Here is a 26,339-nt window from a genome sequence, read left to right on the forward strand (position 1 = left end):
TATTTTTAAAGAGCATATTTTAAAAAAAGGCTGTTGAGAACGTCTCAACAGCCTTAAAGAAGGTACCCCACCAGGGATACCTTCCTATTACCTCTTATTAAAGATTAATTTGTCTGGTGATGGAAGCCAGCGATCAAACGCAAGAAGCTTCGAGAAGAATGGCAGACTCAGAATCATCGCGATCGTGAGAGTAAAGATCACGATGAACGGGATACCCCATAAGGTAGAGATAACTTCTGCAGATTGCTGTTCAAGGAACCATTTGATGATAAACCCATGGAAGAGATAAATCGCAAATGTTCGTGAGCCAATCGGCGTGATCACGATCGGCGTTTTCGGAATGATTGAAAAGAACATGAACATTACGAATGCCGTTCCTACGTAATACCCTAGACGTACGAGAAGTCCCATATTTGATTCATAAACATACGTTCCATAAAGGAGATCTGTCAGACCTTCTATCTTATACAAGTAGAATAGAAGAAACAGTCCTCCAAGCACCACAGGTGCAATCCATTTCATATGAGGTAAGCGAATTGGCTTTTCACTTCTTCCCATTACGACACCTAAAACAAAGAATGGTAGAAAAACAAATAGGCGATCGAGAGAAAGAAACCTCTCTATATCAAAATACCCAACGATAAGACCCGCTGTAATACTTACAGTGAGCAAAATACTGGTTTTGCTTTTTAGAATGAATGGTGAAAGAAGTTTATACGCTGCAATACATAATAAGAACCACATGGCCCACCTAGGAGTAAGAAACTCAATTTGGAATGCCTTCTCATACAGGTTCGTATAGTAAACTGCATAAACAACTTGAAACAAGATATAAGGAAGAAGGAAGGTGGTGAAGATCTTCCAATAGTACTTAGTTCCAGAAGCCTTACGAGTGAAATACCCGGTTAGAAAGATAAAGGCCGGCATATGAAAGATAAAAATCACATGATACAAACTATATAAAAAACGTGAGTCGTCAATAAATGGCGTAAGCAGATGGCCCCCAACGACTAGTAGAATTAAAATTGCTTTGCTGTTATCGAAATATGCTATACGCTGCGACACGATACAAGACCTCCTCATAAGATCAAAAACGGGACAATCCCGCTCACCCTTCTAATACCCAGTTTCAGTTCATTTTTACCCTATTTCACTATTAGTTATTCGAATTGTAATATTCGTATTTTATCGGTCATCTAAGAAAAGGTATGAATTTCATAAAGAGGGAATTTTACCGTACGTCTATAGTCCTGATTTCCCCTTAATTCGACGCCTTTCCGATGCATGTTCAGTCCAATAGTTCGATATATTTTATTTTTTCTGAATAATCTATTGTATTTTGTCAATTTGGTACGTACAATGAGTGTTATATTTTCAAACATACAAAAAGAGGAGGCGAGTAACATGATCACATTTGTCGGTGCAGTTGCTTTATTAATTCTTGGTTATATTGTCTATTCTAAGGTGGTTGAGCGAATTTTCGGCATTGATGATCATCGCGAAACGCCTGCATATACAAAGAACGATGGCATGGACTATATGCCGATGAGTTGGTGGAAAGGAAGCTTGATCCAGCTATTAAATATAGCCGGACTCGGACCTATCTTCGGAGCAGTTCTTGGCGCACTTTACGGCCCTGTCGCTTTTATATGGATCGTAATCGGTAGTATCTTCGCTGGAGCTGTTCACGATTACTTTTCTGGAATGATGTCACTTCGACATAATGGAGAGCAATACCCTTCTCTTGTAGGAAGGTACTTAGGTCGTGGTGCGCAAGGGGCGATCAACATTATCTCTATCGTCCTTATGGTATTAGTGGCGGCAGCATTTACAGCAGGTCCTGCTCAGCTAATGGCTCAAGTTACACCATTAAGCTTTTTGGTAAGTCTGTTGATCATCTTCGCTTACTTCGTTATTGCAGCAGTGTTGCCTGTAAATAAAATCATTGGAAAAATATATCCGATCTTTGGCGTTATTCTTATCGTTATGGCTGTTTCAATCGGGATTGGGCTTTTCTTCATGGATCATGCCGTTCCGAATCTAACGTTCTCTAATCTCCACCCTGATAATTTACCATTATGGCCGCTTCTAATGATCACCGTCTCATGCGGGGCAATCTCAGGATTTCACTCAACTCAGAGTCCGATCATCGCTAGGACGATGAAAAAAGAAAGTGAAGGAAGAAAAGTCTTTTACGGCGCAATGATCGCAGAGGGCGTCATCGCACTAATTTGGGCTGCTGCAGGTATGACGTTCTTCGGCGGAACTGGCGGCTTACAGGAAACATTAGCAGCAGGCGGACCTTCAGGCGTTGTTAACGAAATCAGTTCTTCTCTTCTTGGAACCGTAGGGGGCATACTTGCTATTCTTGGCGTGATTGTACTTCCGATCACGACGGGCGATACTTCTCTTCGCTCATCAAGAATGATGCTCGCAGACCTATTCACTAAGAAAGAGAACAAAGGGAAAGCTTCCGGTAAAGGGAAGACCTTATTGCTTACTGGCGTCGTTGCACTACCTACATTTATGCTGACGCAAATGGACTACACCTTCTTATGGAGGTATGTAGGATTTACCAATCAGCTTGTTGCGACAGTAATGCTTTGGGCTGGAGCCATGTACCTTGTTAAAAGCAAGAAGTTCCACTGGATCTGTAGCCTTCCTGCCCTCTTCATGACAATGACAGTGGCAACGTATCTTTTCTTAGCACCTGAAGGATTTGAACTTCCCTATGGAGTCTCCATGATTCTGGGCGGAGTTATCACAATAATCGTCGCATTATGGTTTGGGTATCAACTCTGGAAAGAGCGTAAGAAAGATAGCTTCACTGTTGAACAAGTTGCCTCATAATCACAAAAAAAAAGCGGCTTTCCTTTCAATGAAGGGAAGCCGCTTTTTTTGTAGCTACGTACACTTATAGGAAAACAAGTCCTGTTGATATTACTACTCCACTTACCACTAGAACAATGAGACAAAAGCCCATGATATCTTTCGCCTTTAACCCAGCGATTGCAAGTGCAGGTAACGCCCAAAAAGGTTGGATCATGTTCGTCCAAGCATCTCCCCAAGCTACAGCCATCGCAGCCTTCGGGACAGATACCCCAAGCTCTTTTGCAGCATCTAACACGATTGGTGCCTGTACCGCCCACTGTCCTCCGCCTGAAGGAACAAAAAAGTTCACGATACCTGCGCTAAGGAATGTGAAAAACGGAAATGTCCATTCGTTCGATATTGATACAAATCCTTGAGACATCTCTGCAGCAAGTCCAGAAGCTACCATCATCCCCATGATACCTGCATAAAACGGGAATTGAATGATGATTCCACTAGCCCCTTTTACAGCATCTGTTACCGATTCTAGAAAACGCTTCGGTGTACCGTGAAATAATATCCCTAAAAACAGAAATCCAAAGTTTACAATGTTTAAATTAAGCTGAAAGCCGTTCGTAATAAAATAATAGAAGAGATAAGATAATCCCACTAACCCCATTAGCATAGCTAGTACTTTACTATTTTCGATGCGCTCTGCAGGAGTTGGACTACCCTCAACCGTAGCAGCTTGAAGATCTTCCGTATTTAGTACAGAGCGATCCACCAATACTCGTTCGTCCTCAGCAGGCGACATAAAATAGTTTATGATAGGAAGACAAAGAAACAGAGCTCCTACGATAATTAAGTTAAACATAGAAAAAATCGTATCACTTGTTGAAATCAGCCCGATTTGTTCCTCTGAGAAATGATCAGGAGTTGCAATAGTAAGCGGGATCGAACCTGCTAATCCACCATGCCATACGATGAACCCGCTATATGCACTCGCAATAAGTAAGCGGTAATCGACTTTCTCAACCTTTTTCGCTAGTTCCTTTGCATAAAGAGCACCAATTACCAATCCAAAACCCCAGTTAATCCAGCTGGCAAGTAATGAAATAAGTGTGACATAAATGATTGCTTGTCCAGGTGACTTTGCCAAGCCTGCTAACCAACCAAGTCCTCTTTTAAAAATAGGACTGCTAGCAAGAACATATCCTGTTACTAGAACAAGCACCATTTGCATAGAAAATGAAAGTAAGTTCCAGAACCCTTCTCCCCAGTATTGAACCATCTGAACAGGGGTACTTCCTGTAATGATTAATCCTAATCCAAATACTACGAATGTTAACAAAATGACAAACAAAAATGGATCAGGCAAATATCTTTGCATAACCCGATTTGAAACAGATATCGCTGATTTCAACATGACACTATCTCCTCCTACAATCTATCTCTCTCTCTAAACTCATTCGACATATTTCTAAACGACTCCTCCCGCATATTGAAAACGATTACATTATTGTTTTAATGAAAATCCGTTCTGCGTCTGGACGAAATAAAAAAACTGTCGAGAAATCTCGACAGTTACTATCTTTAAGCTCATGCACATTTATTTCTTATCGTTATCTAAAAAATTCTGCACCATATCATGGTAGGGTTGCTTCGGATAACTGTTGTAAAACGCTGTTGAAAGCCTAATCGGATCTCCAAAGAAAAATCGTTCAAACTGAGTTTGTCTTGACCCAAAGGCACTCATTCCAAGATCCCATGCTACTCGAAAGAGTTTCACCCGCTCCATCGCACCAATATTGGCACCTTGCAAATATTGTCCGAGGTCACCTTTTATCTGTGATGCAAAATCTTCTTCTGTAGGTAAGGAAATCATACTGCTCGCCCCAAGTAGTTGTGTGATCTCTATTAATCTTGGGTACGTATTCGCGAAATAATTATTCGCGGTACGCAATGGTTTGCTATCAGGGACAAGCGTACCATGCTGGTTCAATTCACTATTTACTTCAGAAGACAGGAGCAAAGCTTTCATTATTTCTAGAGAAACAATGATCTCTGTCATTTTCAGTTTCACGTGTTCAAATTCGCTAATTTGAATCGCATCGCACATGGCTTCACCTAAACCGAGCAAGAATTCTAATTTAACAATCTGTCTACAAACCGCCTGGTATTGTAAAAATGCATACATACCAGTTTCAGCATCTAAGTCATTTAGAACCTGTAAATCTTTGTAAAGAATAACGCGATCCCATGGAATCAAGACATGATCGAATACTACAAGAGAGTCCACTTCTTCAAATCTCGCAGCTAGCGGATGATCAAAGGACGAATCTCTATACCGATATGACTCTCTGCACAAAAAACGTAGTCCTTTTGTATTCGAGGGAATCATGAACCCAAAAATAAATGACTCGTCTACAATTTGCCCACTTGGTAGAACGAGTAATTCATCTGTAAGTCCTCCTTGGGTTGCTAGTAGTTTAGCCCCATGAACAACGATTCCATCTTTATTTTCTTCAATTACTTTTGCCGCAGTAATCGTTTTGTCATCCAAATAATGCGAGATTGAACGGTTCACCTGTGGATTAACAAATGTATGTGTTATCGAAAGATCTTCCGATTTCGCTAATTCATAGAGTGCCTTCAAATTTTCACCAAATGGGCGTTCACCTTTTGAGAAGTGTGAAGAAGCGGTTCCTAAAGTCATTAAGAGTGTATTCATATAATCAGGTGGGCGTCCGATCAGACCACCGTTTAGTCTTGCCCAGCTCTGTGTCGCTTTTCTTCTATTTATTAAATCCTCGACAGTTTGAGGTTGATGGTATGAAAAACCATACTTTCTTCCATCATGTGCTGTACAACAAAACAACTCCTGTTGCGCTTTACAACACTGATAATCATACAGTTCAGCTTTACTTGCAATAATCCCTTTGAAGGGTGCTGATTTGGACAATACATCCAAACATCGTTTTCCTTCAATCCATACCTCATTCTGGAGGGCATCGATTCTATCGACGAATTGTTTCCCATTAATCAAAAATGCTCCCCCTTTCTAATTCTAGTTTATGCAAATAGAGGTGGACATGTGGCAAGGTAGTTACCCATTGTTTCATTCTGGTAATAGAATTGTGGAATCTGTCCCATACTTTACTCATGGGGTTTTCAAAGTGGAAAATTTGTGGAACAATGGGTACAGCCTTTTGAAAGGAGAATGTGACTTGCGTAAACTAACTTATCTAATGATAACTGGACTTTTACTAGTTGCACTTGCAGCTTGTGGAGGTAATGAAGAAAGTGAAAGCAAAAATAAAGAAAACGATACAGAACAAAAGTCAGCTGAAGCAGGTGAAGGGGATTCAAAGCAATCTCAACCTGACGTTGATGAAGTAAAAGCAGATAAAGTCGTTGCTACTGTAAATGGTGAAGAGATTAAAGGTGAGGACTTCAATGCCCTCTATACTCAAAACCAAATGCAGTACCATCAAATGGGACAAGAAGTCTCTGAAGAACAATTATCAGAAATCAAAAAACAAGTAGCTGAAAGTATGGTGGGTCAGGAATTAATTCTTCAAGCAGCCAATGAAAAAGGCTATGAAGCTTCTGAAAAGCAAGTAGAAGAAGAACTTGCAGACCTTAAAGAACAGTATGGCGATGAAAAGAAATTCGAAACTGCTCTTGAAGAGAGTGGCATGACATTAGATGAACTTAAGAAAGAAATTGGGAAGAACGTCCAATATACGTCTTATGTTGAAGAAGAAATCAGGGTAGAAGAAGTAACAGAAGAAGAAATGAAGCAATATTACGACCAAGCAAAAGAAAAAGGAAGCTCTGAAGAAATGCCTGCATTTGAAGAAGTAAAATCTCAAATCAAAAAAGGGCTAGAGAGTGAAAAGAAGAAAAAGAAAACTCAAGAACACATTGAGAAATTGAAAGAAGACGCAGACATCAAAATCAACGTATAATGACACATAAACCGCTAAGGACTTTCCTTGGCGGTTTTTTTATTGTCAAAACGGCGATGACACACAAAAAGGGAGCTATCACATTACATGATAGCTCCCGTTATTTATGATCAAGGATTAAACCAATTCGCGATCCCAGTGACGGTGCTTCGCAATAGCTTTCGCAAATTCTCTTGCGAAATCCTCGGGGTTATCCCCTGTTACGACTCCGGCACTACCTTTCATATTGTTGTTCTCCAACCACTTCGCACCTTCATGTGTTCCACCGATCGGTTTAAAATGAGAAAATGCTTCATTAATAAAGTAGTTCGCCGTTTGATAGAATCCTTTGTCTTCCTTGTCTCCGCCGACTGCATAAATCGCATCAAAGAGGACTGATTCACTCGTTAAGAAAGTATGATCGATCTCAGCTTCTGCGCCGTCGTTTCCTTTCTTAACACCAAGCTTATCACTGATTAGCTCAGGCATAATTCCCTGTCCCTTCAGTTCATCTAGAATAGCGATCAGTTCTTTACCATCAAAGCCATCATCAACAATGACTCCAACTTTACGAGTATCCGGTTTGAACTTCGTATTGATTTGGCTTAGAGCTGGAGATGATTTTGTGACTTCAGATCCACCCTGTTCAGGAACTTTAGCTCCAATGTTCTCTGCAACTGATGTAGATAAGTCTAGGTTAATATTCGCTAACATATCTACCACTTGCTGCTGAACAGATTTACTTTCAACTTTTCCTAACTCAAAGCTAAATGCATTCGTAATATGATCTTTCTCAACATCACTCATGCTGTTCCAGAATAGAGTAGCTTGAGAGAAATGATCTTTAAAGCTCTCACTACGAGCACGGATCTTATGTCCCTCTACCTTCTCTTGGTAGTGAACATATCCGCCTTCTTCTTCTGTTGCTGGTTCAGGCTGGTTATCTGCAAGAGAGTTCTTGTGATAACTTACCTGCCCTTTATTGATTGTTTGGCGCATAAACCCATCTCGCTGGTTATTGTGGAACGGACATACTGGCTTGTTGATCGGTAGTTCATGATGGTTCGCACTTCCAAAACGGTTGATTTGTGTGTCTGTGTAAGAGAATAGACGTCCTTGTAATAGCGGGTCATTCGAGAAGTCGATTCCTTTCACGACGTTTCCTGGATGGTATGCAACCTGTTCATTCTCCGCAAAAACATTTTCTACGTTTCGATTCAGTACCATCTTACCAACGATTTTGACAGGAACTTCTTCCTCCGGCCAAACTTTGGTTGGATCAAGGACATCAAAATCAAACTTGAACTCATCTTCTTCTTTAATAATTTGAAGTCCAAGCTCCCATTCTGGATAGTCTCCATTATTGATTGCTTCAAGTAAATCAGCACGATGGAAGTCTGCATTTTTACCTGAAAGCTTTTGAGCTTCATCCCAAACAAGGGAATGCACACCTAGTTTCGGCTTCCAATGGAATTTAACAAAGTTAGCTTCACCTTTTGCATTAACAAGACGGAAAGTATGAACTCCGAAACCTTCCATCATGCGGAAGCTTCTTGGAATTGCGCGATCTGACATCGCCCACATTGCCATATGTGCTGATTCTTGGTTATTTGCAATGAAATCCCAAAATGTATCATGTGCTGAAGCAGCCTGTGGCATTCCTGTATGTGGTTCTGGTTTTACTGCATGAACCAAGTCAGGGAACTTAATCGCATCTTGGATGAAGAAAACAGGAATGTTGTTACCTACTAAATCGAAATTTCCTTCATCTGTATAAAAACGTGTCGCAAATCCTCTTACATCACGTACCGTTTCAGAAGAACCTTTGGAACCAGCCACTGTAGAAAAACGAACAAAAACAGGCGTAGTTCTAGATGGATCCTTTAGAAATTCAGCGTCTGTTAACTCTTCTAACGAGTCATATACTTGAAATTCACCATGAGCTGAAAAACCTCTTGCATGAACAGCTCGTTCTGGAATTCGCTCGTGGTCAAAGTGCGTCATCTTCTCTCTAAAGTGAAAATCTTCCATCAACGTTGGTCCACGTTCACCAGCTTTTAAAGAAAATTCATCTTCAGAAACCTTTTGCCCTTGATTCGTTGTCATCTTACCTTCGTCATTCGTGCTATATTTCTCTAGTTGTTCTTTTTTCTTATTTTGCTCCTCACTCATTTTTGGTTCTCCTCCTCTAACGAATATGTATAAATCGTCTACATGGGTAATCCCCTCCTTCTCCCAAAATAAAACATTTCTCAGAGCATAACGAATAATTTTTTCGAACACACCATCTTAGGAACATATGTTCTAGACTAGGGGAATAGGATGAGCTATACTATAATGGTGATGAAAACATCCTACAAACGAAAAAGGAGTGTATCTAATGAAGCAACAAGCAATTCCATACTTTACTTTTGATGGTACAGCAAGAGAAGCACTGAACTATTATAAGGAGGTTTTCGGTGGCGAAATCACTGATCTCCAAACTTTCGGAGACGCAGACTTCGAAACGCCCCCAAACATGGATGAGCGCATCATGCATGCTCGCTTCAGAAAGGAAGGCCTTTACTTCATGGTTTCAGACACATTCGACAATAAGGATGTCGCTGTTGGAAATAACATCTCTCTTGCACTCGAGCTTGATTCGGAAGAAGAAATCAATGCGTTATATGAGCGTTTGAAAGAAAGAGGAACAGTTTTTATGGAGCTTCAAGATACCTTCTGGGGTGCAACTTTCGCTAAAGTGAAGGATGCATACGGTGTTACGTGGGATTTGAACTTTGAGAAGGCAAAAGCTAAATAATAGTTGAGTTGGAGAGTGCCTGTCACGGGGAGTGGCGGGTGCTTTTTTGGTTGTTTTTTGGGTGGCGGGGTGATTTGGGGGTGTGGGCAGGGGCTGGATTGGGGGTGGATTAGGGTGGATTAGAGCTTGACGGGGCTGGAAGACCGGATATCGGCGAAAAGTTCAGGGATATCAGCGAAATTCAAGATATATCGGCGATATTTAAAATATATCAGCGAAAACACTAGTTATATCAGCGATACCCTCTATTTATCAGCGAATCGATTAATCACTCGATTATCCAGCTTGTATTTCCTCGCTTTATTTGCTCCAACATACTCAAGATTCAGTTCTCCTAACAATCTCTTAACAGCATCAGCAGACTCTACTTTCAAGAACCTTCGGACCTCTTGATTAGTAACCCAATTGCTAACCAGCAAAGCATAATCCCTCAAAGCCTCTAAATGCGCCTCCCTCGATACCCCTCCGCACTTCATACAAATCCATCTACCATGCAACCTCTTCATAGGTAAATAACTACATTCCGGACAATGAACACCTTCAAGAAGATCTAATCGTGACAGTGAAAACCTTCTTAACACATCGATATCTAGTGGAGTGTGATGCTTAATGAGCAGTCTCCCTAATCTTCGCATTTCCTTCATCGATAACTTCTCTTCGAGGTACTTGTTATCAAATGCTTTTATCTTCGTCGGCAAATAGTCGCTTTTGATTACTTGAGTTGCTATTTCCTTAACATCATTCGTTGCTTTAAGAACTGTCCTTCGATTGCTCACGACAACTAGGGTTTCAATAGGGATACTTGGAAAACGGTGTTGTTTGAGGAAAGTTAATAACTGAAGATGTTGTCGTCTAACCTGTGTTAAGGGATCAGGAAACGCTTCCTCGACATCATTATTTTTTGAAGTTCTAATAAGTTGGTTGAAAATAGGGTCAAACAGCAGCGTGCCAGATATGTTTTTCACTTCTATTATTAGCAAGTAAGACGGAGTTACGACCAATGAATCCATTTGAAAATAAGATGAAATATTAGAGATTCGAATATCATGATAGACGGTATGATCTTTACTTTTGACTAAGCTAAGGGGAAAATCTAGCGCTCGTTCTCCATTGAATCCAGCTTTATGGATCGCTACCAGTTCTCTAACTTCTTCAACTATTGGATGATGTGATGGGAGGCGTTTCATAAGTGCGGTTAGCTTGAGGAGGTACTGCGGAGTATTTCGATTTTTGGCGATCACGTTTTCATCAATCCTTTCATTCAACACCTAACTATTATTCTCTTCCCCACCCCTATCTCCTCCTCCCACACAAAAACCGGCCTCCCGAAAAAGGAAGACCGGCACAATAACCTACTCGATATCTAAATCTGTCACTGCGCCTTTAGCTGAAGAAGAGACTAGACGCGCATACTTACCAAGAATTCCTGTTTTGTATCGTAATTCTGGCCTGACCCATTCAGCTTTACGATTTTGAAGTTCGAGGTCTGTGACATTGAAATTGATTTGCTGAGTGTCGCTGTCAATCGTAATCGTGTCGCCTTCTTTCAACAATCCAATCGGTCCACCAACGAAGGCTTCTGGTGATACGTGACCGATAACAAAACCATGTGAGCCTCCGGAGAATCTGCCGTCTGTTAGAAGGGCTACTTTACCACCAAGTCCTTTCCCGACGATCATGGCTGTGATTGAAAGCATCTCTGGCATTCCAGGTCCGCCTTTTGGTCCAACATTTCGAATGACGAGAACATCGCCTTCTTTTATTTCGTTATTTTCGATTGCGACCGTCGCTTCTGCTTCACTATCATATACCCTTGCAGGTCCTTCAAAGCGGCTGATTTTCTGACCAGACATTTTAGCAACGGCACCTTCAGGAGCAAGGTTGCCTCGAAGTACAACAAGTGGACCGCTTGGCTTGATCGGATCGTTCAGCGGTTTGATCACCACTTGTCCTTCTGTTAGGGACTCAACCTCAGCAAGGTTCTCTGCAACTGTTTTTCCTGTAACTGTTAGACAATCACCATGAAGAAGTCCATGTTCATGCAATAACTTCATGACCGCAGGGACGCCACCGATTTCATAGAGGTCTTGCATGACATATTTTCCGCTTGGTTTCATATCTGCAATATGTGGAACGCGCTCACGCACTTTTTCAAAATCATCTAGAGAAAGATCAACGCCAGATGAATGCGCCATAGCTGTTAAATGAAGAAAGGCATTCGTTGAACCTCCGAGCGCCATCACAACGGTAATCGCATTTTCAAATGCTTTCTTTGTCATGATATCGCGTGGGTAGATGTCCTTTTCCAATAGGTTCACGACCATTTCACCAGCCTGACGACATTCTGACTCCTTATAATCATTTACAGCAGGAGTTGATGATGATCCTGGAATACTCATGCCCAGTGCTTCTACTGCTGATGCCATCGTGTTGGCAGTATACATTCCGCCACATGCTCCCGCTCCCGGACAAGCATGACATTCAACTTTATGAAGCTCTTCCTCATTGATTGTACCTTCACGATACTGACCAACAGCTTCAAATGAAGACACGATATCGATGTCATTTCCATTGAGTTTCCCTGGCTGGATCGTTCCACCGTAAACATAAACGGATGGAATGTTCATTCGTCCGATTGCCATCAAGCAGCCAGGTGTAGTTTTATCACAACCACCGATTGCAACGATACCGTCTAAACGTTCAGCGTTTGTAACGGTTTCGATGGAATCCGCGATGATCTCTCGACTTGGAAGAGAATAGAACATTCCTTCGTGCCCCATCGCAATTCCATCAGAAACGGTAATGGTATTGAAGATCATTGGGGCGCCACCGTTATCGGCCGCTCCACCTTTTGCTTCACGTGCAAGCCGATCGATATGTACATTACACGGCGTTACTTCACTCCATGTACTAGCTACGCCAATCATAGGCTTTTTGAAATCCTCATCTGTAAATCCAACTGCTCGAAGCATAGAGCGATTCGGAACCCTATTTACGCCCTCACTGATAACTTTGCTTCGGATGCGCAAGTCTTTTTTTTCTGTCATCCTTCTCACCCTTTCTCCTTACATGAAAATTCATAATTTTGTTTATTCAAAATTTATATTCTTTGATAATACTAGTTTTCAGCTCCTTCTGCAAACCATTATCAGAATTTTTACGAAACATTTTTATGTAAGCGATACCGTTCCAATTATTACCTTCTAAAATTCATCGTCTTAGCATGAATAATATGTTACTATTAAGTCACATAATAAATGTTACCTTTACGTCACATGAATATGGAGGTGGATTTTTTGACCCTTGAAGATGAGTTAACAGCTACTCTCAAAGCTTTAACTCACCCTACACGTAGAGAAATTCTTGATCTACTGAAAGATGGTCCCAAAACAACTGGGTATTTAGATGAACAGTTTGGGGAAATCAGCCGTTATGCGGTCATGAAGCACTTATCACAACTTGAAGAAGCTAATTTGATTCTCGTTCGTCGGGAGGGGCGTTCTAGAATGAATTACTTAAACGCCGTGCCGATTCAAGAGATGTACGATCGCTGGATGAACAAGTATCAATCCATGCATGCTTCTTCACTTTTATCTTTAAAATCTACTCTTGAAAGGGGTACAAATATAATGGAAAACCACGGTTACAAGCACGACACATTTCAAATTGAACAGGAGATTCGCATTCAAGCACCTATCGAAAAGGTATTTAAATCACTTACAGAAAAAATCGACTCTTGGTGGGCTTATCGATTATGTGGTGAGGATTCGACGCTTTCATTTGAGCCAGAGGTTGGAGGTCGATTCATTGAAAGAGGCGCTTCAGGTGAGGCTGGTGCTCTATGGGGGACGATCACGTATATAAACGCACCGTGTGAAATCCGTCTCAATGGATTACTAGGAATGCAAGGGGCAGTTAACAGTGCATATAGCTACAAGCTGCGTGAAGAAGGTGGAGAAACAATCCTCTCCCTATCTCATCATGCATCTGGCTTATTAGATCCTGAGTGGCATGCTGCGCATGACGGCGGATGGAAAGAATTACTTGGTACATTCTTAAAGAACTATGTGGAGGAAGGTAAGACATATAGTGAGCAGCAAAAATGATGGAGATCACATCGGAAAGAGTCATTAAATGTGAGCCCTCCGTTGTCTTTGAGTATATCTCGAATTTTGAGAACAATCCCATCTGGCAAGGTGGGATGATCGAGGCCACGTTCACATCTACTGGTCCACTCGGAGAGGGATCGACATATGACCAGGTTGCAACGTTTTTAGGCAGAAAAATCATCACCTCCTTCGTTGTCACCCGCTTTGAACGAAACAGATGTATACAAATTCAAAGCGTAACAAGCACTTTTCCGATTAAAGTCACGAGATCTGTAAAGCTTGCCGATGAAGGCACACTCGTAAGTGCAGTTGTTGAAGGGGATCCTGGTGGACTTTTCAAACTCGCAAAGCCTCTGTTAAAACGAATGGTATACCGTTCAGTTACGAATGACTATGCGAACTTGAAAACCATTTTAGAAAACCGATGTTCGAAAAAGTAATTAGAAAAGCCGGTTCTCGCGTAGAACCGGCTTTGTTCTGATGTTTAAAGCACACCAGGCTCGAACGTTTTGCAATCTGTTTCTTCACTATTCGTTGCTTTATTCCCCTTGTGACTCACAACATATATCTCATCTGCACCACATTTCTTACCTTCACGATTATGGACACAGTTTGCTACTTCACATAGTACATCTAATGCCATGTTTCTCACCTCCTTAACGTTAAGATGAGCTTAATGCATTTGTATCATGCAGGAGTCATTTAGAAGCATTTCCTTCTCTCCTCAAAAAAGACAAATTTAACCTCTACATTTCGTGATAATTTGCTTAATTTACGTGATATGATGGGAGAAATAACAAGAGATTGAGGGAACAATTATGTGGAGAAACAAAAATGTATGGATCCTTCTTGCGGGAGAATTTGTTGCTGGGCTTGGGTTATGGCTTGGTATTATCGGAAACCTTGAATTTATGCAAGAGAAGGTCCCATCTGATTTCATGAAAGCTGTTATTCTCGCAGCAGGTCTTTTAGCGGGGGTAGCAATTGGTCCTTTAGCTGGTCGGATAACGGATCAAGTAAAAAAGAAAACGGTTATGCTCCCCGCTGGATTGGCTCGTTCATTGAGCGTTGTGTTTATGTTAATCGCAATTCAAACAGGCTCAGTTCTATGGATGATCGTATTTTTAGTAATGATTCAACTTGCGGCGGCTTTTTATTTTCCTGCCTTACAGGCAGCCATTCCGCTTATCGTGAAAGAGAAAGACCTACTGGAGATGAACGGCGTCCATATGAACGTGGCCACGCTATCACGTATTTTAGGGACAGCAGTTGCAGGGATTTTCCTCGCCATCATGTCGCTTAGTACGATGTACACGATGTCATTAGCTGCTTATTTACTTCTCTTTATCCTAACCTTCTTTATAAAAATTGATGAAGATAAAGAAACACAAGCTACTTTTTCTAAAGAAGCAAGTGGATTTAAACACCTTTTCCCTATTGTAAAAGAGCTTCCTATCGTTACAATGACGTTGATCATGACGATGGTCCCTTTATTGTTCATCGGCGGATTCAACTTGTTAGTGATCAACATTAGTGAACTACAAGATAACTCATTAATAAAGAGTTGGATTTATACAACAGAAGGGATCGCGTTTATGATCGGAGCATTTTCTGTGAAACGGTTCGCTCATAAGCTTTCTCCCTATACAATTTTATTCGTATTTTCATTCATCATCGGGTTGTCCCAGCTTTTGCTTTTCTTTGCGTGGATTCCGCTACTGTCTGTGATGGCATTTGCCATATTTGGATTTTCGGTGGGTTGCTTTTTCCCTACCGCTGCAACAATCTTTCAAACAAGAGTACCGAAAGAATATCACGGCAGGTTCTTTTCATTCCGAAACATGCTTGACCGAATCATCTTTCAAGTTGTGCTTTTACTAACAGGGCTCATGTTAGACCTTATTGGTCTACAATTAATGTGTGTATTGTTTGGAATTCTGTCGCTTACGATAACTGCTACCTTTTTCACTAAATATAAAACAGAGCAAAAAGCAAATTTAAACATAAACGTAAGCTAACGACTCAACTTCCGAACCAAACAGACTGAAACTGTATACACTATCATAGGACTACTATAGAGTAGGCGATTCCCAATGGACAATCAAACAAAGGCTGTATTAGGTTCCTGGATCCAAGCGATAGGAACCATTTTGGCTGCAACCGGTAGTACACCATTTAAGTCATTGAGCGATGAACTAAAAAATGCCCTCAACCTAATAGGTAATGTCATGCAAGGGACAGGAAATGCATTAATCGCGGATACGATTGAATCAGTTAACTTAAATAAAGTCGGAAACCAAATCCAAGCGGTTGGTAATTCTACAGTTGTCGCAGGTATTCTTATAGATAGTAATTCCCGAATCAGTCAAATTCTCAATATTGACGGAAACTGGCTCCAAGCACTCGGAGGTAGTGCGTCTCTGGGCGATGCCTTTGAACAAACACCTTCTGAAGAGCAGCTTTATAACATCTATGGTAATTTACTTCAGGTAATCGGTAACTCTCTTCAAGCTGTGTCTGGAGTGAAGGAACTTAAGGATGAGGAAGCACAGAATTTGAATGTAGTGGGAAGCTGGATTCAAGCAGTCGGCTCTGTCATCTCAGCTATCGGCCAAACAAAATATCCGTAATATAAAGAAATCCCTGGTATGTACATACCAGGGATTTTAGCGCTATCGTAATAAAGTTAGAAATTCTTTCATGAAATGAGGCAAGTCTGGCCATGCTTGACCAGAAACAAGATTACGATCTGTATGAACCTGATCTTCACTATATGTAGCGCCACAAGCTGTCACATCAGGTTTACATGCGGGATAGGCGGTGTACTCTCTTCCTTCCATACGATCAGACACCACACTCAACACTTGTGATGCATGGCATATAGCGCCAACAGGTTTATTTTCATCAAAGAAATGACGCAAGATGTCTGGTAAGTTCTCATCAAGACGAATGTATTCAGGTGCACGGCCGCCTGGAATAATCAAGCCATCAAAATTAGCTGGGTCGATTTCACTAAAAGAGGTATGTGCTTCGATCCCATACGCTGGCTTCTCTACATAAGTCTCCATTTCTCCTGTGAAGTCATGACAAACTGTCTGTAGCTTCTTCGTTGATGGAGCTGCAATCGTCACGTCCATCCCTTCCTCTATACAACGATAATAAGGATAAAACACCTCAAGCGCCTCGACAGCATCACCCGTAACAATCAATACTTTTTTACTCATAGAAAAGCACCTCCATCGAATAATGATTACACCTTTTCCTTACCCTGATTTGTAAAAAGTTAACTTAGAACATAATGAATTTTTATATAATTCAAAAAATAACCTTTACTATTTGTTGGTGATCGTCTATATTATATCTATTAGATATATATCAAATAGATATAGGAGAGTATATGACAAAAATAAACCACACTAAATATGCAATTCTAGGGCTTCTTACTACCGGTTGTCAGACGGGGTATGGCATAAAGCAAATGATCGACGGTAGCTTAAATCACTTTTGGAAAATTAGCTATGGACAAATTTATCCTACCTTGAAAAGTCTAGAAGAAGAAGGGTTGGCAACTTGCAGACAGGAAATACAAGACGGGAAGCCAGATAAAAAAGAGTATAACCTTACTGTCAAAGGAAAAGAAGCTTTGCAACATTGGCTAGCTCTCCCCTTAGAATCTGTCCAACCAGAAAAGAATGAACTATTACTTAAGCTTTTCTTTAGTAGACATCAACAAGATGATGTAACAACAAATCTGCTTGATCAGTACGCTGAAAACCTCCAAGAAAGACTCCAGACGTATATTGGTATCGAGACCATGATTTCAGAAACACTGAATGACAATGAAGATGCACAATACTGGTTATTTACACTCGACTACGGTAAACGGACAACGCAGGCAGCCATTGAGTGGTGTGATGAAACCCGAACAGCATTACTAAAAAAATAGGGAGGTTTCAAGCATGAGTAAAGAAGTTTTTCCAGGAAGGTATACGGCTGAAGAGAAACAAGATGTTGTTGTTTTCGTCATCGGAATGAGGGTTAATAAGTGGTGGGCTATTCATAAGTGGTTGCCAGTGTTTGCAGCGATGCCAGGTATGATTAAGGAGTTACTTATAAACAAAAGCCTTGGGTGTCTTTCAATGGAATCTTTCTTTGGACGCACAACGTTAATGATTCAATACTGGCGATCAACTGAAGACTTACTCTCTTACGCTCATGGTGAGAAGCATCTAACAGCCTGGAAGAACTTTAATAAAAGAGTTGGAGACAATAAGGCAGTGGGCATTTATCACGAGACGTACATTGTTCCAAAAGATAATAGTGAATGCATCTATGGAAACATGCCGAAATTTGGGTTATCTAAGGCTTTGGGACATACCCCGATTACCTCGAAAAGCAGTACAGCAAAAAAGCGTCTGCGCCCAAACCACCAATCGAAAAGTGAAGCATCTACTTAATTGTAAAATCCCCTCTTATATTTAAAGAGGGGATTTCTGTTATTATCTGTTGTTGACAATCTTACATCTTAAATTACCAATCAATCATCTTACGATCTCTAAAGAACTTCCCTGTTGTGCTTAATTCAGCTAAGGAAAGCCATACTGCCGTATCTGCACCATCTTGTACAGACCTCATTGCTCCTGCTCCACCCATATCAGTTTTAACCCAGCCTGGGCACATCGCATTTACTTTTATACCCTTATCTCGCAGTGCATCGGCTAGTTGAATCGTGACGATATTCAACGCTGCTTTCGAGAGGGAATAAGCAGGATGCGATTCTCCTATGCTGTTACCAGAACCAAGCCCACTCGAAACGTTGATTACCCGACCATCTTCACTGTTCTTAAGTAAAGAGATTAAAGCTTGGGTCAAGAATAACGGACCATATGTGTTGGTTTCCATCGTTTTTGAAACTGTATCACGATCTACTTCTAATACCGTGAAGTCCTGATCGATAAATACCCCGGCGTTGTTTACGAGGATATCGAGTTTATGAAAGTTTTTGTATATTTCACTATATAGGTGCTTCACGCTACTGTCACTCGTAATGTCTAACTCATAAAAGTGGACATCTAGATCCTCTTCTTTAAGCTCCTCCATTGCTTTTATTCCTTTTTCTTTATCTCTAGCTGTCATAATAACCGTGACACCTTGTTTTCCTAGCTGGCGTGCTATTTCAAAGCCAATTCCTCTATTTGAACCAGTTACAAGCGCTGTTTTCTTGCTCACTTTGACCACTCCTCAACCAAACTATGTCATGCTACTTTACTTTCCACAAATTATTTAAACCAAACATCTAACTTTGACACTTTTACCCTTTGGTATGCTCAATTTTATTCTTTTAATAACATCCTGATTTCTTCCATGACCTTATCCGTATCTACTTTGTTTTTTCTAGTTGCCATGTCGTATACTCCTCGTATTCGCAGTCTCTCGTCAAGTAGATACAATTTTGTACCATGGGTCACAAAGCCATCCTCACTCTTTTGGAATTGCATCTGGAAATTTGATGCAACCTTTGTTACCTGCTTTTCAGAACCAGTCAACCACTCCCATCCTTTACCATCAGCATTATAGAGTTTGGAGTAACCCTTTATTTTTTGAATGGTATCAACTTGTGGATCGAGGGTTATCGAGACTAGTTCCACCCGATCTCCGAAAAGCCCTTCTTCTTTTAAATGATTCTGTAGCTTACTCATATCACCAAGGGTAAGGGGACAAATATCAGGACAGTTGGTGTAAAAGAAGGAAACAACTTTAATTTTTGAATTATCCCAACGATATCCATCCTTGTCAATTGACTCTAACTTCACCTCTTCTATGCTAGTTAACACAGGTAATTCCTGATTGTTTGGCCAAAAGAAATAAACCAATACAAATCCTACGATCGTAACCGCTGATAAATACAATACCTTCACTTTTAATACCTCCCCAACAATACGTCTGTACATACCACTTATTTATACAAAAGCTTTTGCAACACTGGATACAAAACCATACAAAAATAAAAGACAACCATAAACTATAGATGTATGTAGAAAATGGAGGAGATAAGATGGGTTATAGCTACAATGGGTCCTGTTCGTGGTCAGGTAAAACTTCTAGTTCTCACTATTGGAAGTATCCCTATAGAAAGAAAAAGAGCAGATTCCGCAAAACATTGTTTGATGATTCACCTTCTGGGTACGAGTACCCATCAACTAATTATTGGAGTGATAAAATGAGGCATTCATGTTGTTCTGGGTGTAAAAAACCTTATGATAAATGCAAAGACAATTGTTGCAGTCCTTTCGTGTGTGATGATCGATTTAAGGTGAGGTTTGGAGGGCTCCAGAGCGGATTGGCGTTCCGATTACGTCAGCTTATTGACTGTGATGTCGTCATCGAATATGAGTGTGCGAGTAATTGCAAAGAATACGAGGGAACGATTTGTAACGTTGGAAGTGACTTTGTTGAATTGATCACTCGAACAGATCCACCACTCCCAGACCCAGGAGATGACGATTGCAACTGCAGGAATAGTAACAAACAAACCTTTATTATTCCTATTCAGAAGATCGCTTCTGTTGACGTTAAAAATTGTCCTAAGTGTAATAAAAGAGACTGTTGTTGCAATTAAAAGAAGAACAAAGCTGCTTATCATAAGCAGCTTTTCAGACTGTCGAGTTGTGCTCGATAGTTTTTTTTACGGATTACAAACAACCATAAAGCAAATTTCATCTAGAGAGATCCGTTTCTTTTGACCGCTTACGAATACTCTGATTGAATCTTTATCTACTTTCACAAGATCTCCTTCTATTTTTTCATCTTCTAATCTGACAGTAACTTCTGACTGGACGAATTGTAGAAGATATGCTTGCATATTCAGCCCGAAGAATATTTGAACGAGCTCTGGTGAGCTAGAAACAACCCTTCCAAAATCAGAGACTAGGCACCTCCTAAGACTAGGACTGATGCAAAGTAACTGAGGCTGGTGTTCTGGCTCCTCTCCTCTCTCTTTTGAGGTGACATTGCAAATTTTCTCGTACAAAACAAGCGTCTTTTTCTTACCTTCACAAAGGACTACAAAATTTGTTCCTGATAAAATGACACACCCAGACAACATTATTCTTTCATCATTTTCGTCAGGGGATAACGTGTCAAAACAATCTATCTGTATTTCTACTGTTTGCCCAAGCAACCCATCAAAAATTGAACGATATGTTTCGTCAATTTCTCTCTCATCTGACAATGCCAGACTAAGCAATAACTCATTAGCTGCCTCAATTTCTTCTTCAAGATCTCTTAGTACATCTAATGGCAAACAGCTATTAGGGGATGGAAGCTCTTGGGTCTGAAACCGCTCTGGGCAATCATTTTCTTGACAACATTCTCTTTCTTCCATTTCCATGTTCTGTCACAACACCTCCCTTCGACTATGACTGTCTATTTTATAGGTGGAAGATGACCTTGCACCTGTCCATGAACGCGCATTATCCCCCACATACCTTGTTCAATATCCCATCTTATGTTCCCTGATCGATACATGTAATCTCCTGGAATACCCAAAACCCCTCCAGCTCCATAATGGACTGGGATGTCTCTTGTTAATCCTGTAACAATTTCAGATATGAAAGATTTAATCTGTGAAGTTATGTCCGTATTGGTTGAATTCCAATAATGGCCATGAAGGAAAAATCCATGTGAGCGTCTCCGTTCTGAAGGATTTAATAACCGAAACGTGATTGGATCTCTTGCATAAGCTTCAAAAAGAGGAGTAGAAGGATCGCCATGGACTTTGCTACTGAATAATACACCCAAGTTAGGAACTTTTACATATCTGTTGATTAACCTTTCAGTACGATAATTGAAGCCCCTTGAACCATTGTCGTACGTATCGACAAGATCTGGATCAGGTTCATCAGCTAATAGAATACCGTCAATCGGATCTACAATGAGTTGGTCACATTTATCCACTAACCTAGCTCCATCGTACATCACTAACACAAACTCTCTTGTTACCGGTAAGAAAGGGTTGTTTAGAATAACACTTGCTCCATTGCATGCCGGTTCTAATGTGTAAGGGTTTAAAAATTCAGTCCCTTTGGGCTCTGCTATAAAAGCACCGTATGTCCCGAGTGAACGATGATTTCGGATGTCAGCCATATCCCATAATCCACATGTACCGACGTTTTCATCTACGTACCAACAATACGTAATCGCTTCATTCGGCCCTACAGTTTGATCCGGATTAAAACCTACTGTTTCTCCAGCTGACGTTTTAACGTCATAATCAATTAACTGAGAATGCAGAGATATTCGTATAGAAGGAGGGTAACAAGCCTGTTCTTTTACTGGTGGATATGGCCATATCCCATCAAGAAATGGAAATTTATTAAATTCTAATAAACTCGTTAAGTTAACTTCTACTCTGTCCCCAACATTAGCTCTGATGACAAGTGGAACAGGATTTTTCTTACCACAAATTATATCGTTCATATCTTCTTCTAGTGCGAAAATAATTCCAAAAGGATCCTTTTCCAAGTGATCACTATAGATAATTGGAATTTGGAATGCCACAATATTAAACCTTTTCACGGGAGCATCAGCTGGACCTGGACAGTCAATTATTTCTGGTTGCCCCGGAGGTATCCCAGTGCATTCAGGTAATGCCATTGTACGCGGTGGTGGTGGAATTTGATCTGGGAGCGGAATCAAAAAATCAACTTCTTCATCAAAAACTCTTATTAATCCCCATAGACCATTCCAGAGATCTTCTTCCGTTTCAAAGGTCCAGAGGTAATCACCAAATCTTTTCGCCCATATTTCGAAAGTAAATGATTCTGATATTCCAATATGCTGTTGAGCATTAAACCTAGATTCAACATCTGGTCGATCTGATTTCCACCTCATCCCATGAACATTAAAACTATGCGACTCCTCCTGTGCCCCCTGTAAAAGCCGTATCCTAAATGAATCACCTTCATAACATTGAAGAATAGGTGTTACTGGATCCCCGTTTACAAAGGAACTAAACGAATAGGCTGGATCACAATCTGGACCCTTCAAACGAAATTGAAGAGGTTCACATTTATAATTCACACCAAATAACCCCGGGTCATCTTGAGAGCCTGGGAATTCTGGAGGGTTAAGAGGGCACCCCTTCTTATCAAAAATCAATGCGAAGTCATGAACCATTAAAGAAAAGTCCCTGTAATCTGGAATGAGTGGCTGAACAACAGTAATTTGAGTTCCAGAATCAACCTCTTCTCCTGTACAAGAATCTAAAAATTCTGCAAACCTCGGATGTACCACACCTGAACCAAATAACCCGTGCTGCTGGTGATAGTTTGCAAAAAGATGATCATGGAAAAACCATGCCTTCAGCTCAACATCTGCAAAATATTCATAACGTATGGTTTCCCCTGGTAACACACTTGAATCGTAGTTCCACCCAACATTGGCGCCATCATTTACTAAAACATCGAACTTAACGAAGTGAATGTGCAGCCCTACTTCATATGTGCGAGTGACAAGCTGAAAGGCGTCCCCATCTGCTACATTTGGTAACCTATTCGTGAAGTTAATTCTTATACATGTTCCAGCGGCCATATGAATGATAAGAGGTTCTGGCTCTTTCTTACCTGAGCAGATATCGTCAATATCCTCATCTTTTACATAAATTCTGCCTTTAGGATCGTGCCACCCCTCTCGATTGTATACAAGCGGTAATTCGATTGCTGAAATATTGTATTCAACAACAACTGGATCGTCTACAAACCCACAAGGATCTGTAAATACTGCCCCAGGTCTTGGATTTGGCACAGCAGCGTTTCGTTCTATTTTCGTTAAGCCTCTTCCTCCTACAATTCCTAGTGGCGGTCTAGGTGCTTTAAAACCTACCTTCCCTGGTATAAAGTTAGGGAATCCTGGCTTCTTCTTTGTTGGTAGAGGTGGTGGAGCCCGATCTGGTAACGGCTTGAGTGCTTCAATCGGTTCACCGTTTGGATAACATTGACTACCGTCTTGGAGTGTATTGAAGACCCTGTTAATTCCCCACATTCCAACTTCAAAGTGCGGATACAGATGACAATGAATAATGGCATCTCCAAAAGATCCTTGCAAGCTCCCTAAGCCATACAAAGGATTAACATCATACCAGGATTGAGGGCTAATGGCTTGAGCATCGAAAATCTCTGAATCTGTATTGGTAGGATCCTGGAACCACTGATGAACGTGGTAGTGAAAAACGTGCGTCTCCTTCACGCCTCCATGCACCAGGCGAATTCTAGCTGGATCGCCTACATACCCTCTAAGGATAGGGGTTGCAGGATCCCCAAACACCCACGAATCATGGTGTACTTCTTCTCCATCGCAATCAGGACATACAACGCCCTCATCGATTAATTTCTTTCTGTTTTGGAGAGGCTCGTAGCGATAGTTTATGGCATGGGTAGACTCTCTCTCTTGATTTGTAACAGGATCGAGCGGTTTGTTCCCCGTTAAATCAACCGCAGGCATCTCATCATGGAAAATCCACGCGTACTCTCGATGAGAAGGAAGAAATGGGTGGTGAATATCAGCATATACACCGCTCTTTATTGGACATCCTGTTACTGGATCTGTCCACCATGAACCTCTTGCCTGCACAAATAATGAGCCGAACAATCCATTAATATTAGATCCCTGATCGCTGCTTGCAGGATTACCCAGGTCAGAAAAATAATAAACGCCTGGATGATTAGCCTTAATATTATAAACAATACACTCTCCGCATTCGACTAATGTATTTTCATTCAAGCCCACATTCGCACCATCAGAGGTCTGAACATCGTAATCAGCTTCGCTAAAGTGCATACCAGTTGCAAAGGGAAGTTTGTTTTCAAATTTAATCTCAACCTCATCTCCATCATTTGCTCTGATGACAAGAGGTTGCACTAAATCCACTGGTGAGAACGGATTTCGTTTTACACGTTCCCTCACTTCATCCTCATTTTCTTTTAATACATACATCATCCCGTGTGGGTTGTAATCTCCAAACGTATTGAGAACGATTCGAATCGGAATGGCTACCACATGAAAACAGCGTTTCATCTCAGCACCTCCCTTTAGCAATATCCATCCTTTAACTTAGGAATAGGTGGACCACCGTTCTCAACATAAAACACTTCGATGTCGTGAATATGAATGAACCAATCTCTGTTTTCCAACTCGGCTATATTCGTCGTTTCAACATCAACAACTAAGTAATCGTCGATTGTTTCTAGAATTATTCCAATAATGATAAACGGAAAAGCTGGGCTCATAATTAGTATTCTCTTTCCAACTTGCTCCATAAAGTAGTAAACCAAAGATTGATCATGTACATCATTTACTGTTGGAAACTTATAATCGTACTTATAATCTGCCATCGCTTTGTCTCCTCTCCTTATTTACGTAATAGGAAAAACAGTTCCACAGTCAAAGTCGATCGTGAATTGACTGATTTTTTCTAGAGGAAAACAAAGAGGTGTGGGAAACTCAAAAAACGGAGCGTTCACCATTTTGATAATGACAGGGTATAGCTCGATATGACCTGGTTCAACTTGGTTTAGTCTCCCACAAAAGATTGGACGAAACGTTTGCCCAAATATGTTAAGTTGATCTGAATCTGTAATGACCAATATGTCACTACCAATTTTTGAACGTAAGAATTCAAATAATCTCTCACCTAAAGGCTCATTCTTATACATACTCAAATAAATTAGCCTCCTTCATACTCTTTACGTCTGATCGCCTTTTTTAAGTAAAACATTGTTCCTTCATAAAACCTTAAACTCTTAAGGAGTTGTATCTCTTCTATCGGGATTTTCATCTCATTAAGTAGTGACTTTAGTACGAGAAGTCCATCCTGAGAACGCAATATTTTCCCAACCGTTTTGTTACCATCAGAAAGGTTGATTTCTACCCCCGTGCTTTGCCAATAGTTTAAGTTAGTTTGAAGCGTTTCTTCATAAAATTGTTGCCTTAGCGCATCTCGTTTTGAAACGGTTTCACCAAAATTTCTAAGTAACTTCTGCCTCAAATTATTGTCATACAAATAGTGTTGGTGAGCATTCGAATAGTTCGGAATTCCATATGGAATGTTGGCAGATTCAATTGACGTATATGGAATCCAGTAACGCCTTGTTAAATTAGTTAACATGACAAAATCTCGCCCAATCGCGCTTACCTTAGCTTCTAGATACGCAATCTCGTTGATTCTGTTTTTTAAATATACTTCTACTTGCTGATTCCGTTTGGATTTAAAAAATTGTTTCAGTGTAAGTAACTTTCCTTTTTCTTTATCCCCTTTTGAAATATTTAAGAGGTTATGAAGAGTCATATACTCCATAAATAGCCTTGTTTCTTCAGTTGAGGTAGCAGTTGTTGGGGAGGATAGGAGATTTTCTTTTCTTAATCTAAATTCATTAACAACGTCTACATTTACTACCTCTTTTTTCCTTGCTTCCAACAAACGTGAAGTATACTCCGACATTCGTATGGATGATTTCTTCTTTTCCATCATCCCTCTCCTTTCAACTCCTCTACGAATTATGTGTATCAAACAACGTGCATGATTATGACACCATCAGTTATTGAAAGATCGCTACATGAGAAAAGAAGGGGCTTTAGAAAAAATAGTTTTACCCTACTCTACATAAAGTGTAG

Annotated in this window: 25 protein-coding genes; 10 read left to right on the forward strand and 15 right to left on the reverse strand. The window is 40.6% G+C overall.

Annotated features, from left to right (window positions below; genetic code table 11):
- Window positions 1-87: 87 nt before the first annotated feature.
- Entirely contained in the window at window positions 88-1,065 is a 978-nt protein-coding gene (locus LCM09_RS05600) for an acyltransferase family protein (protein ID WP_224879411.1), read from the reverse strand.
- Window positions 1,066-1,404: 339 nt separating this feature from the next.
- Here LCM09_RS05600 and LCM09_RS05605 point away from each other — a divergent pair, with 339 nt between their 5' ends.
- Window positions 1,405-2,850, forward strand: coding sequence for a carbon starvation CstA family protein (locus tag LCM09_RS05605; RefSeq protein WP_224879412.1), 1,446 nt, complete (start codon window positions 1,405-1,407; stop codon window positions 2,848-2,850).
- Window positions 2,851-2,914: 64 nt separating this feature from the next.
- On the opposite strand, the gene LCM09_RS05610 is transcribed toward LCM09_RS05605, so the two are convergent.
- Window positions 2,915-4,234 (reverse strand): short-chain fatty acid transporter, encoded by a 1,320-nt coding sequence (locus tag LCM09_RS05610; RefSeq protein WP_404800794.1) that lies wholly within the window; start codon window positions 4,232-4,234, stop codon window positions 2,915-2,917.
- A gap of 186 nt (window positions 4,235-4,420) precedes the next feature.
- Window positions 4,421-5,857: a 4-hydroxyphenylacetate 3-monooxygenase, oxygenase component gene (gene hpaB, locus LCM09_RS05615; protein WP_224879415.1), complete on the reverse strand. Its 1,437-nt coding sequence runs from the start codon at window positions 5,855-5,857 to the stop codon at window positions 4,421-4,423.
- A gap of 181 nt (window positions 5,858-6,038) precedes the next feature.
- Between hpaB and LCM09_RS05620 the strand changes: the two genes are divergently transcribed.
- Window positions 6,039-6,782, forward strand: a complete 744-nt coding sequence (locus tag LCM09_RS05620; RefSeq protein ID WP_224879417.1) for a SurA N-terminal domain-containing protein — start codon at window positions 6,039-6,041, stop codon at window positions 6,780-6,782.
- 117 nt (window positions 6,783-6,899) lie between these two features.
- Here the strand turns inward: LCM09_RS05620 and LCM09_RS05625 are convergent, their stop codons facing one another.
- Window positions 6,900-8,933, reverse strand: a complete 2,034-nt coding sequence (locus LCM09_RS05625) for a catalase (RefSeq protein ID WP_224879419.1) — start codon at window positions 8,931-8,933, stop codon at window positions 6,900-6,902.
- A 208-nt stretch (window positions 8,934-9,141) separates the two neighbouring features.
- Here LCM09_RS05625 and LCM09_RS05630 point away from each other — a divergent pair, with 208 nt between their 5' ends.
- A complete protein-coding gene (locus LCM09_RS05630; protein WP_224879421.1) occupies window positions 9,142-9,561 on the forward strand; it encodes a VOC family protein in 420 nt (139 codons plus the stop codon).
- Window positions 9,562-9,806: 245 nt separating this feature from the next.
- Here the strand turns inward: LCM09_RS05630 and LCM09_RS05635 are convergent, their stop codons facing one another.
- Window positions 9,807-10,826, reverse strand: a complete 1,020-nt coding sequence (locus tag LCM09_RS05635) for a nuclease-related domain-containing protein (protein WP_224879423.1) — start codon at window positions 10,824-10,826, stop codon at window positions 9,807-9,809.
- 87 nt (window positions 10,827-10,913) lie between these two features.
- Complete coding sequence (ilvD, locus tag LCM09_RS05640) at window positions 10,914-12,608, reverse strand: dihydroxy-acid dehydratase (protein WP_224879425.1); 1,695 nt, start codon at window positions 12,606-12,608, stop codon at window positions 10,914-10,916.
- Between the two features lie 249 nt (window positions 12,609-12,857).
- Between ilvD and LCM09_RS05645 the strand changes: the two genes are divergently transcribed.
- Both LCM09_RS05645 and LCM09_RS05650 read left to right on the forward strand, forming a co-directional pair.
- Window positions 12,858-13,667 (forward strand): helix-turn-helix domain-containing protein, encoded by an 810-nt coding sequence (locus LCM09_RS05645; protein WP_224879426.1) that lies wholly within the window; start codon window positions 12,858-12,860, stop codon window positions 13,665-13,667.
- Window positions 13,667-14,110: an SRPBCC family protein gene (locus LCM09_RS05650; protein ID WP_224879428.1), complete on the forward strand. Its 444-nt coding sequence runs from the start codon at window positions 13,667-13,669 to the stop codon at window positions 14,108-14,110. The genes LCM09_RS05645 and LCM09_RS05650 overlap by 1 nt, the downstream gene beginning before the upstream one ends.
- Window positions 14,111-14,154: 44 nt before the next feature.
- On the opposite strand, the gene LCM09_RS05655 is transcribed toward LCM09_RS05650, so the two are convergent.
- Entirely contained in the window at window positions 14,155-14,313 is a 159-nt protein-coding gene (locus LCM09_RS05655) for a DUF1540 domain-containing protein (RefSeq protein WP_224879430.1), read from the reverse strand.
- Between the two features lie 175 nt (window positions 14,314-14,488).
- Here LCM09_RS05655 and LCM09_RS05660 point away from each other — a divergent pair, with 175 nt between their 5' ends.
- Window positions 14,489-15,688: an MFS transporter gene (locus tag LCM09_RS05660; RefSeq protein ID WP_224879432.1), complete on the forward strand. Its 1,200-nt coding sequence runs from the start codon at window positions 14,489-14,491 to the stop codon at window positions 15,686-15,688.
- A 75-nt stretch (window positions 15,689-15,763) separates the two neighbouring features.
- Window positions 15,764-16,300: a DUF6944 family repetitive protein gene (locus LCM09_RS05665; protein WP_224879434.1), complete on the forward strand. Its 537-nt coding sequence runs from the start codon at window positions 15,764-15,766 to the stop codon at window positions 16,298-16,300.
- 42 nt (window positions 16,301-16,342) lie between these two features.
- On the opposite strand, the gene LCM09_RS05670 is transcribed toward LCM09_RS05665, so the two are convergent.
- Complete coding sequence (locus tag LCM09_RS05670; RefSeq protein ID WP_224879436.1) at window positions 16,343-16,894, reverse strand: DJ-1/PfpI family protein; 552 nt, start codon at window positions 16,892-16,894, stop codon at window positions 16,343-16,345.
- Window positions 16,895-17,067: 173 nt separating this feature from the next.
- Here LCM09_RS05670 and LCM09_RS05675 point away from each other — a divergent pair, with 173 nt between their 5' ends.
- Both LCM09_RS05675 and LCM09_RS05680 read left to right on the forward strand, forming a co-directional pair.
- Window positions 17,068-17,616: a PadR family transcriptional regulator gene (locus LCM09_RS05675; RefSeq protein WP_224879438.1), complete on the forward strand. Its 549-nt coding sequence runs from the start codon at window positions 17,068-17,070 to the stop codon at window positions 17,614-17,616.
- A 13-nt stretch (window positions 17,617-17,629) separates the two neighbouring features.
- Complete coding sequence (locus LCM09_RS05680) at window positions 17,630-18,127, forward strand: DUF4188 domain-containing protein (RefSeq protein ID WP_224879440.1); 498 nt, start codon at window positions 17,630-17,632, stop codon at window positions 18,125-18,127.
- 73 nt (window positions 18,128-18,200) lie between these two features.
- Here the strand turns inward: LCM09_RS05680 and LCM09_RS05685 are convergent, their stop codons facing one another.
- Window positions 18,201-18,899, reverse strand: a complete 699-nt coding sequence (locus tag LCM09_RS05685) for an SDR family oxidoreductase (protein ID WP_224879442.1) — start codon at window positions 18,897-18,899, stop codon at window positions 18,201-18,203.
- 104 nt (window positions 18,900-19,003) lie between these two features.
- Window positions 19,004-19,588: an SCO family protein gene (locus tag LCM09_RS05690; protein WP_224879444.1), complete on the reverse strand. Its 585-nt coding sequence runs from the start codon at window positions 19,586-19,588 to the stop codon at window positions 19,004-19,006.
- 422 nt (window positions 19,589-20,010) lie between these two features.
- Between LCM09_RS05690 and LCM09_RS05695 the strand changes: the two genes are divergently transcribed.
- Window positions 20,011-20,289, forward strand: coding sequence for a hypothetical protein (locus LCM09_RS05695; protein WP_224879446.1), 279 nt, complete (start codon window positions 20,011-20,013; stop codon window positions 20,287-20,289).
- Between the two features lie 66 nt (window positions 20,290-20,355).
- Here the strand turns inward: LCM09_RS05695 and LCM09_RS05700 are convergent, their stop codons facing one another.
- The 5 genes from LCM09_RS05700 to LCM09_RS05720 are packed head-to-tail and all read right to left on the reverse strand — an operon-like array spanning window position 20,356 to window position 26,193.
- The gene (locus tag LCM09_RS05700) at window positions 20,356-21,060 is read right to left on the reverse strand and encodes a hypothetical protein (RefSeq protein WP_224879447.1); all 705 of its coding nucleotides are present in this window, start codon (window positions 21,058-21,060) and stop codon (window positions 20,356-20,358) included.
- A gap of 35 nt (window positions 21,061-21,095) precedes the next feature.
- On the reverse strand, window positions 21,096-24,743 hold the full coding sequence (locus tag LCM09_RS05705) for a multicopper oxidase domain-containing protein (RefSeq protein WP_224879449.1): 3,648 nt from the start codon (window positions 24,741-24,743) through the stop codon (window positions 21,096-21,098).
- Between the two features lie 14 nt (window positions 24,744-24,757).
- Window positions 24,758-25,060 (reverse strand): hypothetical protein, encoded by a 303-nt coding sequence (locus tag LCM09_RS05710; RefSeq protein ID WP_224879451.1) that lies wholly within the window; start codon window positions 25,058-25,060, stop codon window positions 24,758-24,760.
- Between the two features lie 21 nt (window positions 25,061-25,081).
- On the reverse strand, window positions 25,082-25,381 hold the full coding sequence (locus LCM09_RS05715) for a hypothetical protein (protein ID WP_224880104.1): 300 nt from the start codon (window positions 25,379-25,381) through the stop codon (window positions 25,082-25,084).
- A gap of 11 nt (window positions 25,382-25,392) precedes the next feature.
- Complete coding sequence (locus LCM09_RS05720; RefSeq protein WP_224879453.1) at window positions 25,393-26,193, reverse strand: hypothetical protein; 801 nt, start codon at window positions 26,191-26,193, stop codon at window positions 25,393-25,395.
- Window positions 26,194-26,339 lie beyond the last annotated feature (146 nt).

The organism is Guptibacillus algicola (assembly GCF_020171805.1).
In the GTDB taxonomy this organism is placed as follows: Bacteria; Bacillota; Bacilli; order Bacillales; family Guptibacillaceae; genus Guptibacillus; species Guptibacillus algicola.

What these genes read in the sequence shown, in the direction of transcription:
- LCM09_RS05605 (WP_224879412.1), top strand. Translation starts at nt 1,405, where the DNA reads ATGATCACATTTGTCGGTGCAGTTGCTTTATTAATTCTTGGTTATATT.
- LCM09_RS05625 (WP_224879419.1), bottom strand. Translation starts at nt 8,933, where the DNA reads ATGAGTGAGGAGCAAAATAAGAAAAAAGAACAACTAGAGAAATATAGC.
- LCM09_RS05630 (WP_224879421.1), top strand. Translation starts at nt 9,142, where the DNA reads ATGAAGCAACAAGCAATTCCATACTTTACTTTTGATGGTACAGCAAGA.
- ilvD (WP_224879425.1), bottom strand. Translation starts at nt 12,608, where the DNA reads ATGACAGAAAAAAAAGACTTGCGCATCCGAAGCAAAGTTATCAGTGAG.
- LCM09_RS05650 (WP_224879428.1), top strand. Translation starts at nt 13,667, where the DNA reads ATGGAGATCACATCGGAAAGAGTCATTAAATGTGAGCCCTCCGTTGTC.
- LCM09_RS05655 (WP_224879430.1), bottom strand. Translation starts at nt 14,313, where the DNA reads ATGGCATTAGATGTACTATGTGAAGTAGCAAACTGTGTCCATAATCGT.
- LCM09_RS05660 (WP_224879432.1), top strand. Translation starts at nt 14,489, where the DNA reads ATGTGGAGAAACAAAAATGTATGGATCCTTCTTGCGGGAGAATTTGTT.
- LCM09_RS05665 (WP_224879434.1), top strand. Translation starts at nt 15,764, where the DNA reads ATGGACAATCAAACAAAGGCTGTATTAGGTTCCTGGATCCAAGCGATA.
- LCM09_RS05670 (WP_224879436.1), bottom strand. Translation starts at nt 16,894, where the DNA reads ATGAGTAAAAAAGTATTGATTGTTACGGGTGATGCTGTCGAGGCGCTT.
- LCM09_RS05675 (WP_224879438.1), top strand. Translation starts at nt 17,068, where the DNA reads ATGACAAAAATAAACCACACTAAATATGCAATTCTAGGGCTTCTTACT.
- LCM09_RS05680 (WP_224879440.1), top strand. Translation starts at nt 17,630, where the DNA reads ATGAGTAAAGAAGTTTTTCCAGGAAGGTATACGGCTGAAGAGAAACAA.
- LCM09_RS05700 (WP_224879447.1), bottom strand. Translation starts at nt 21,060, where the DNA reads ATGGAAATGGAAGAAAGAGAATGTTGTCAAGAAAATGATTGCCCAGAG.
- LCM09_RS05705 (WP_224879449.1), bottom strand. Translation starts at nt 24,743, where the DNA reads ATGAAACGCTGTTTTCATGTGGTAGCCATTCCGATTCGAATCGTTCTC.
- LCM09_RS05710 (WP_224879451.1), bottom strand. Translation starts at nt 25,060, where the DNA reads ATGGCAGATTATAAGTACGATTATAAGTTTCCAACAGTAAATGATGTA.
- LCM09_RS05715 (WP_224880104.1), bottom strand. Translation starts at nt 25,381, where the DNA reads ATGTATAAGAATGAGCCTTTAGGTGAGAGATTATTTGAATTCTTACGT.
- LCM09_RS05720 (WP_224879453.1), bottom strand. Translation starts at nt 26,193, where the DNA reads ATGGAAAAGAAGAAATCATCCATACGAATGTCGGAGTATACTTCACGT.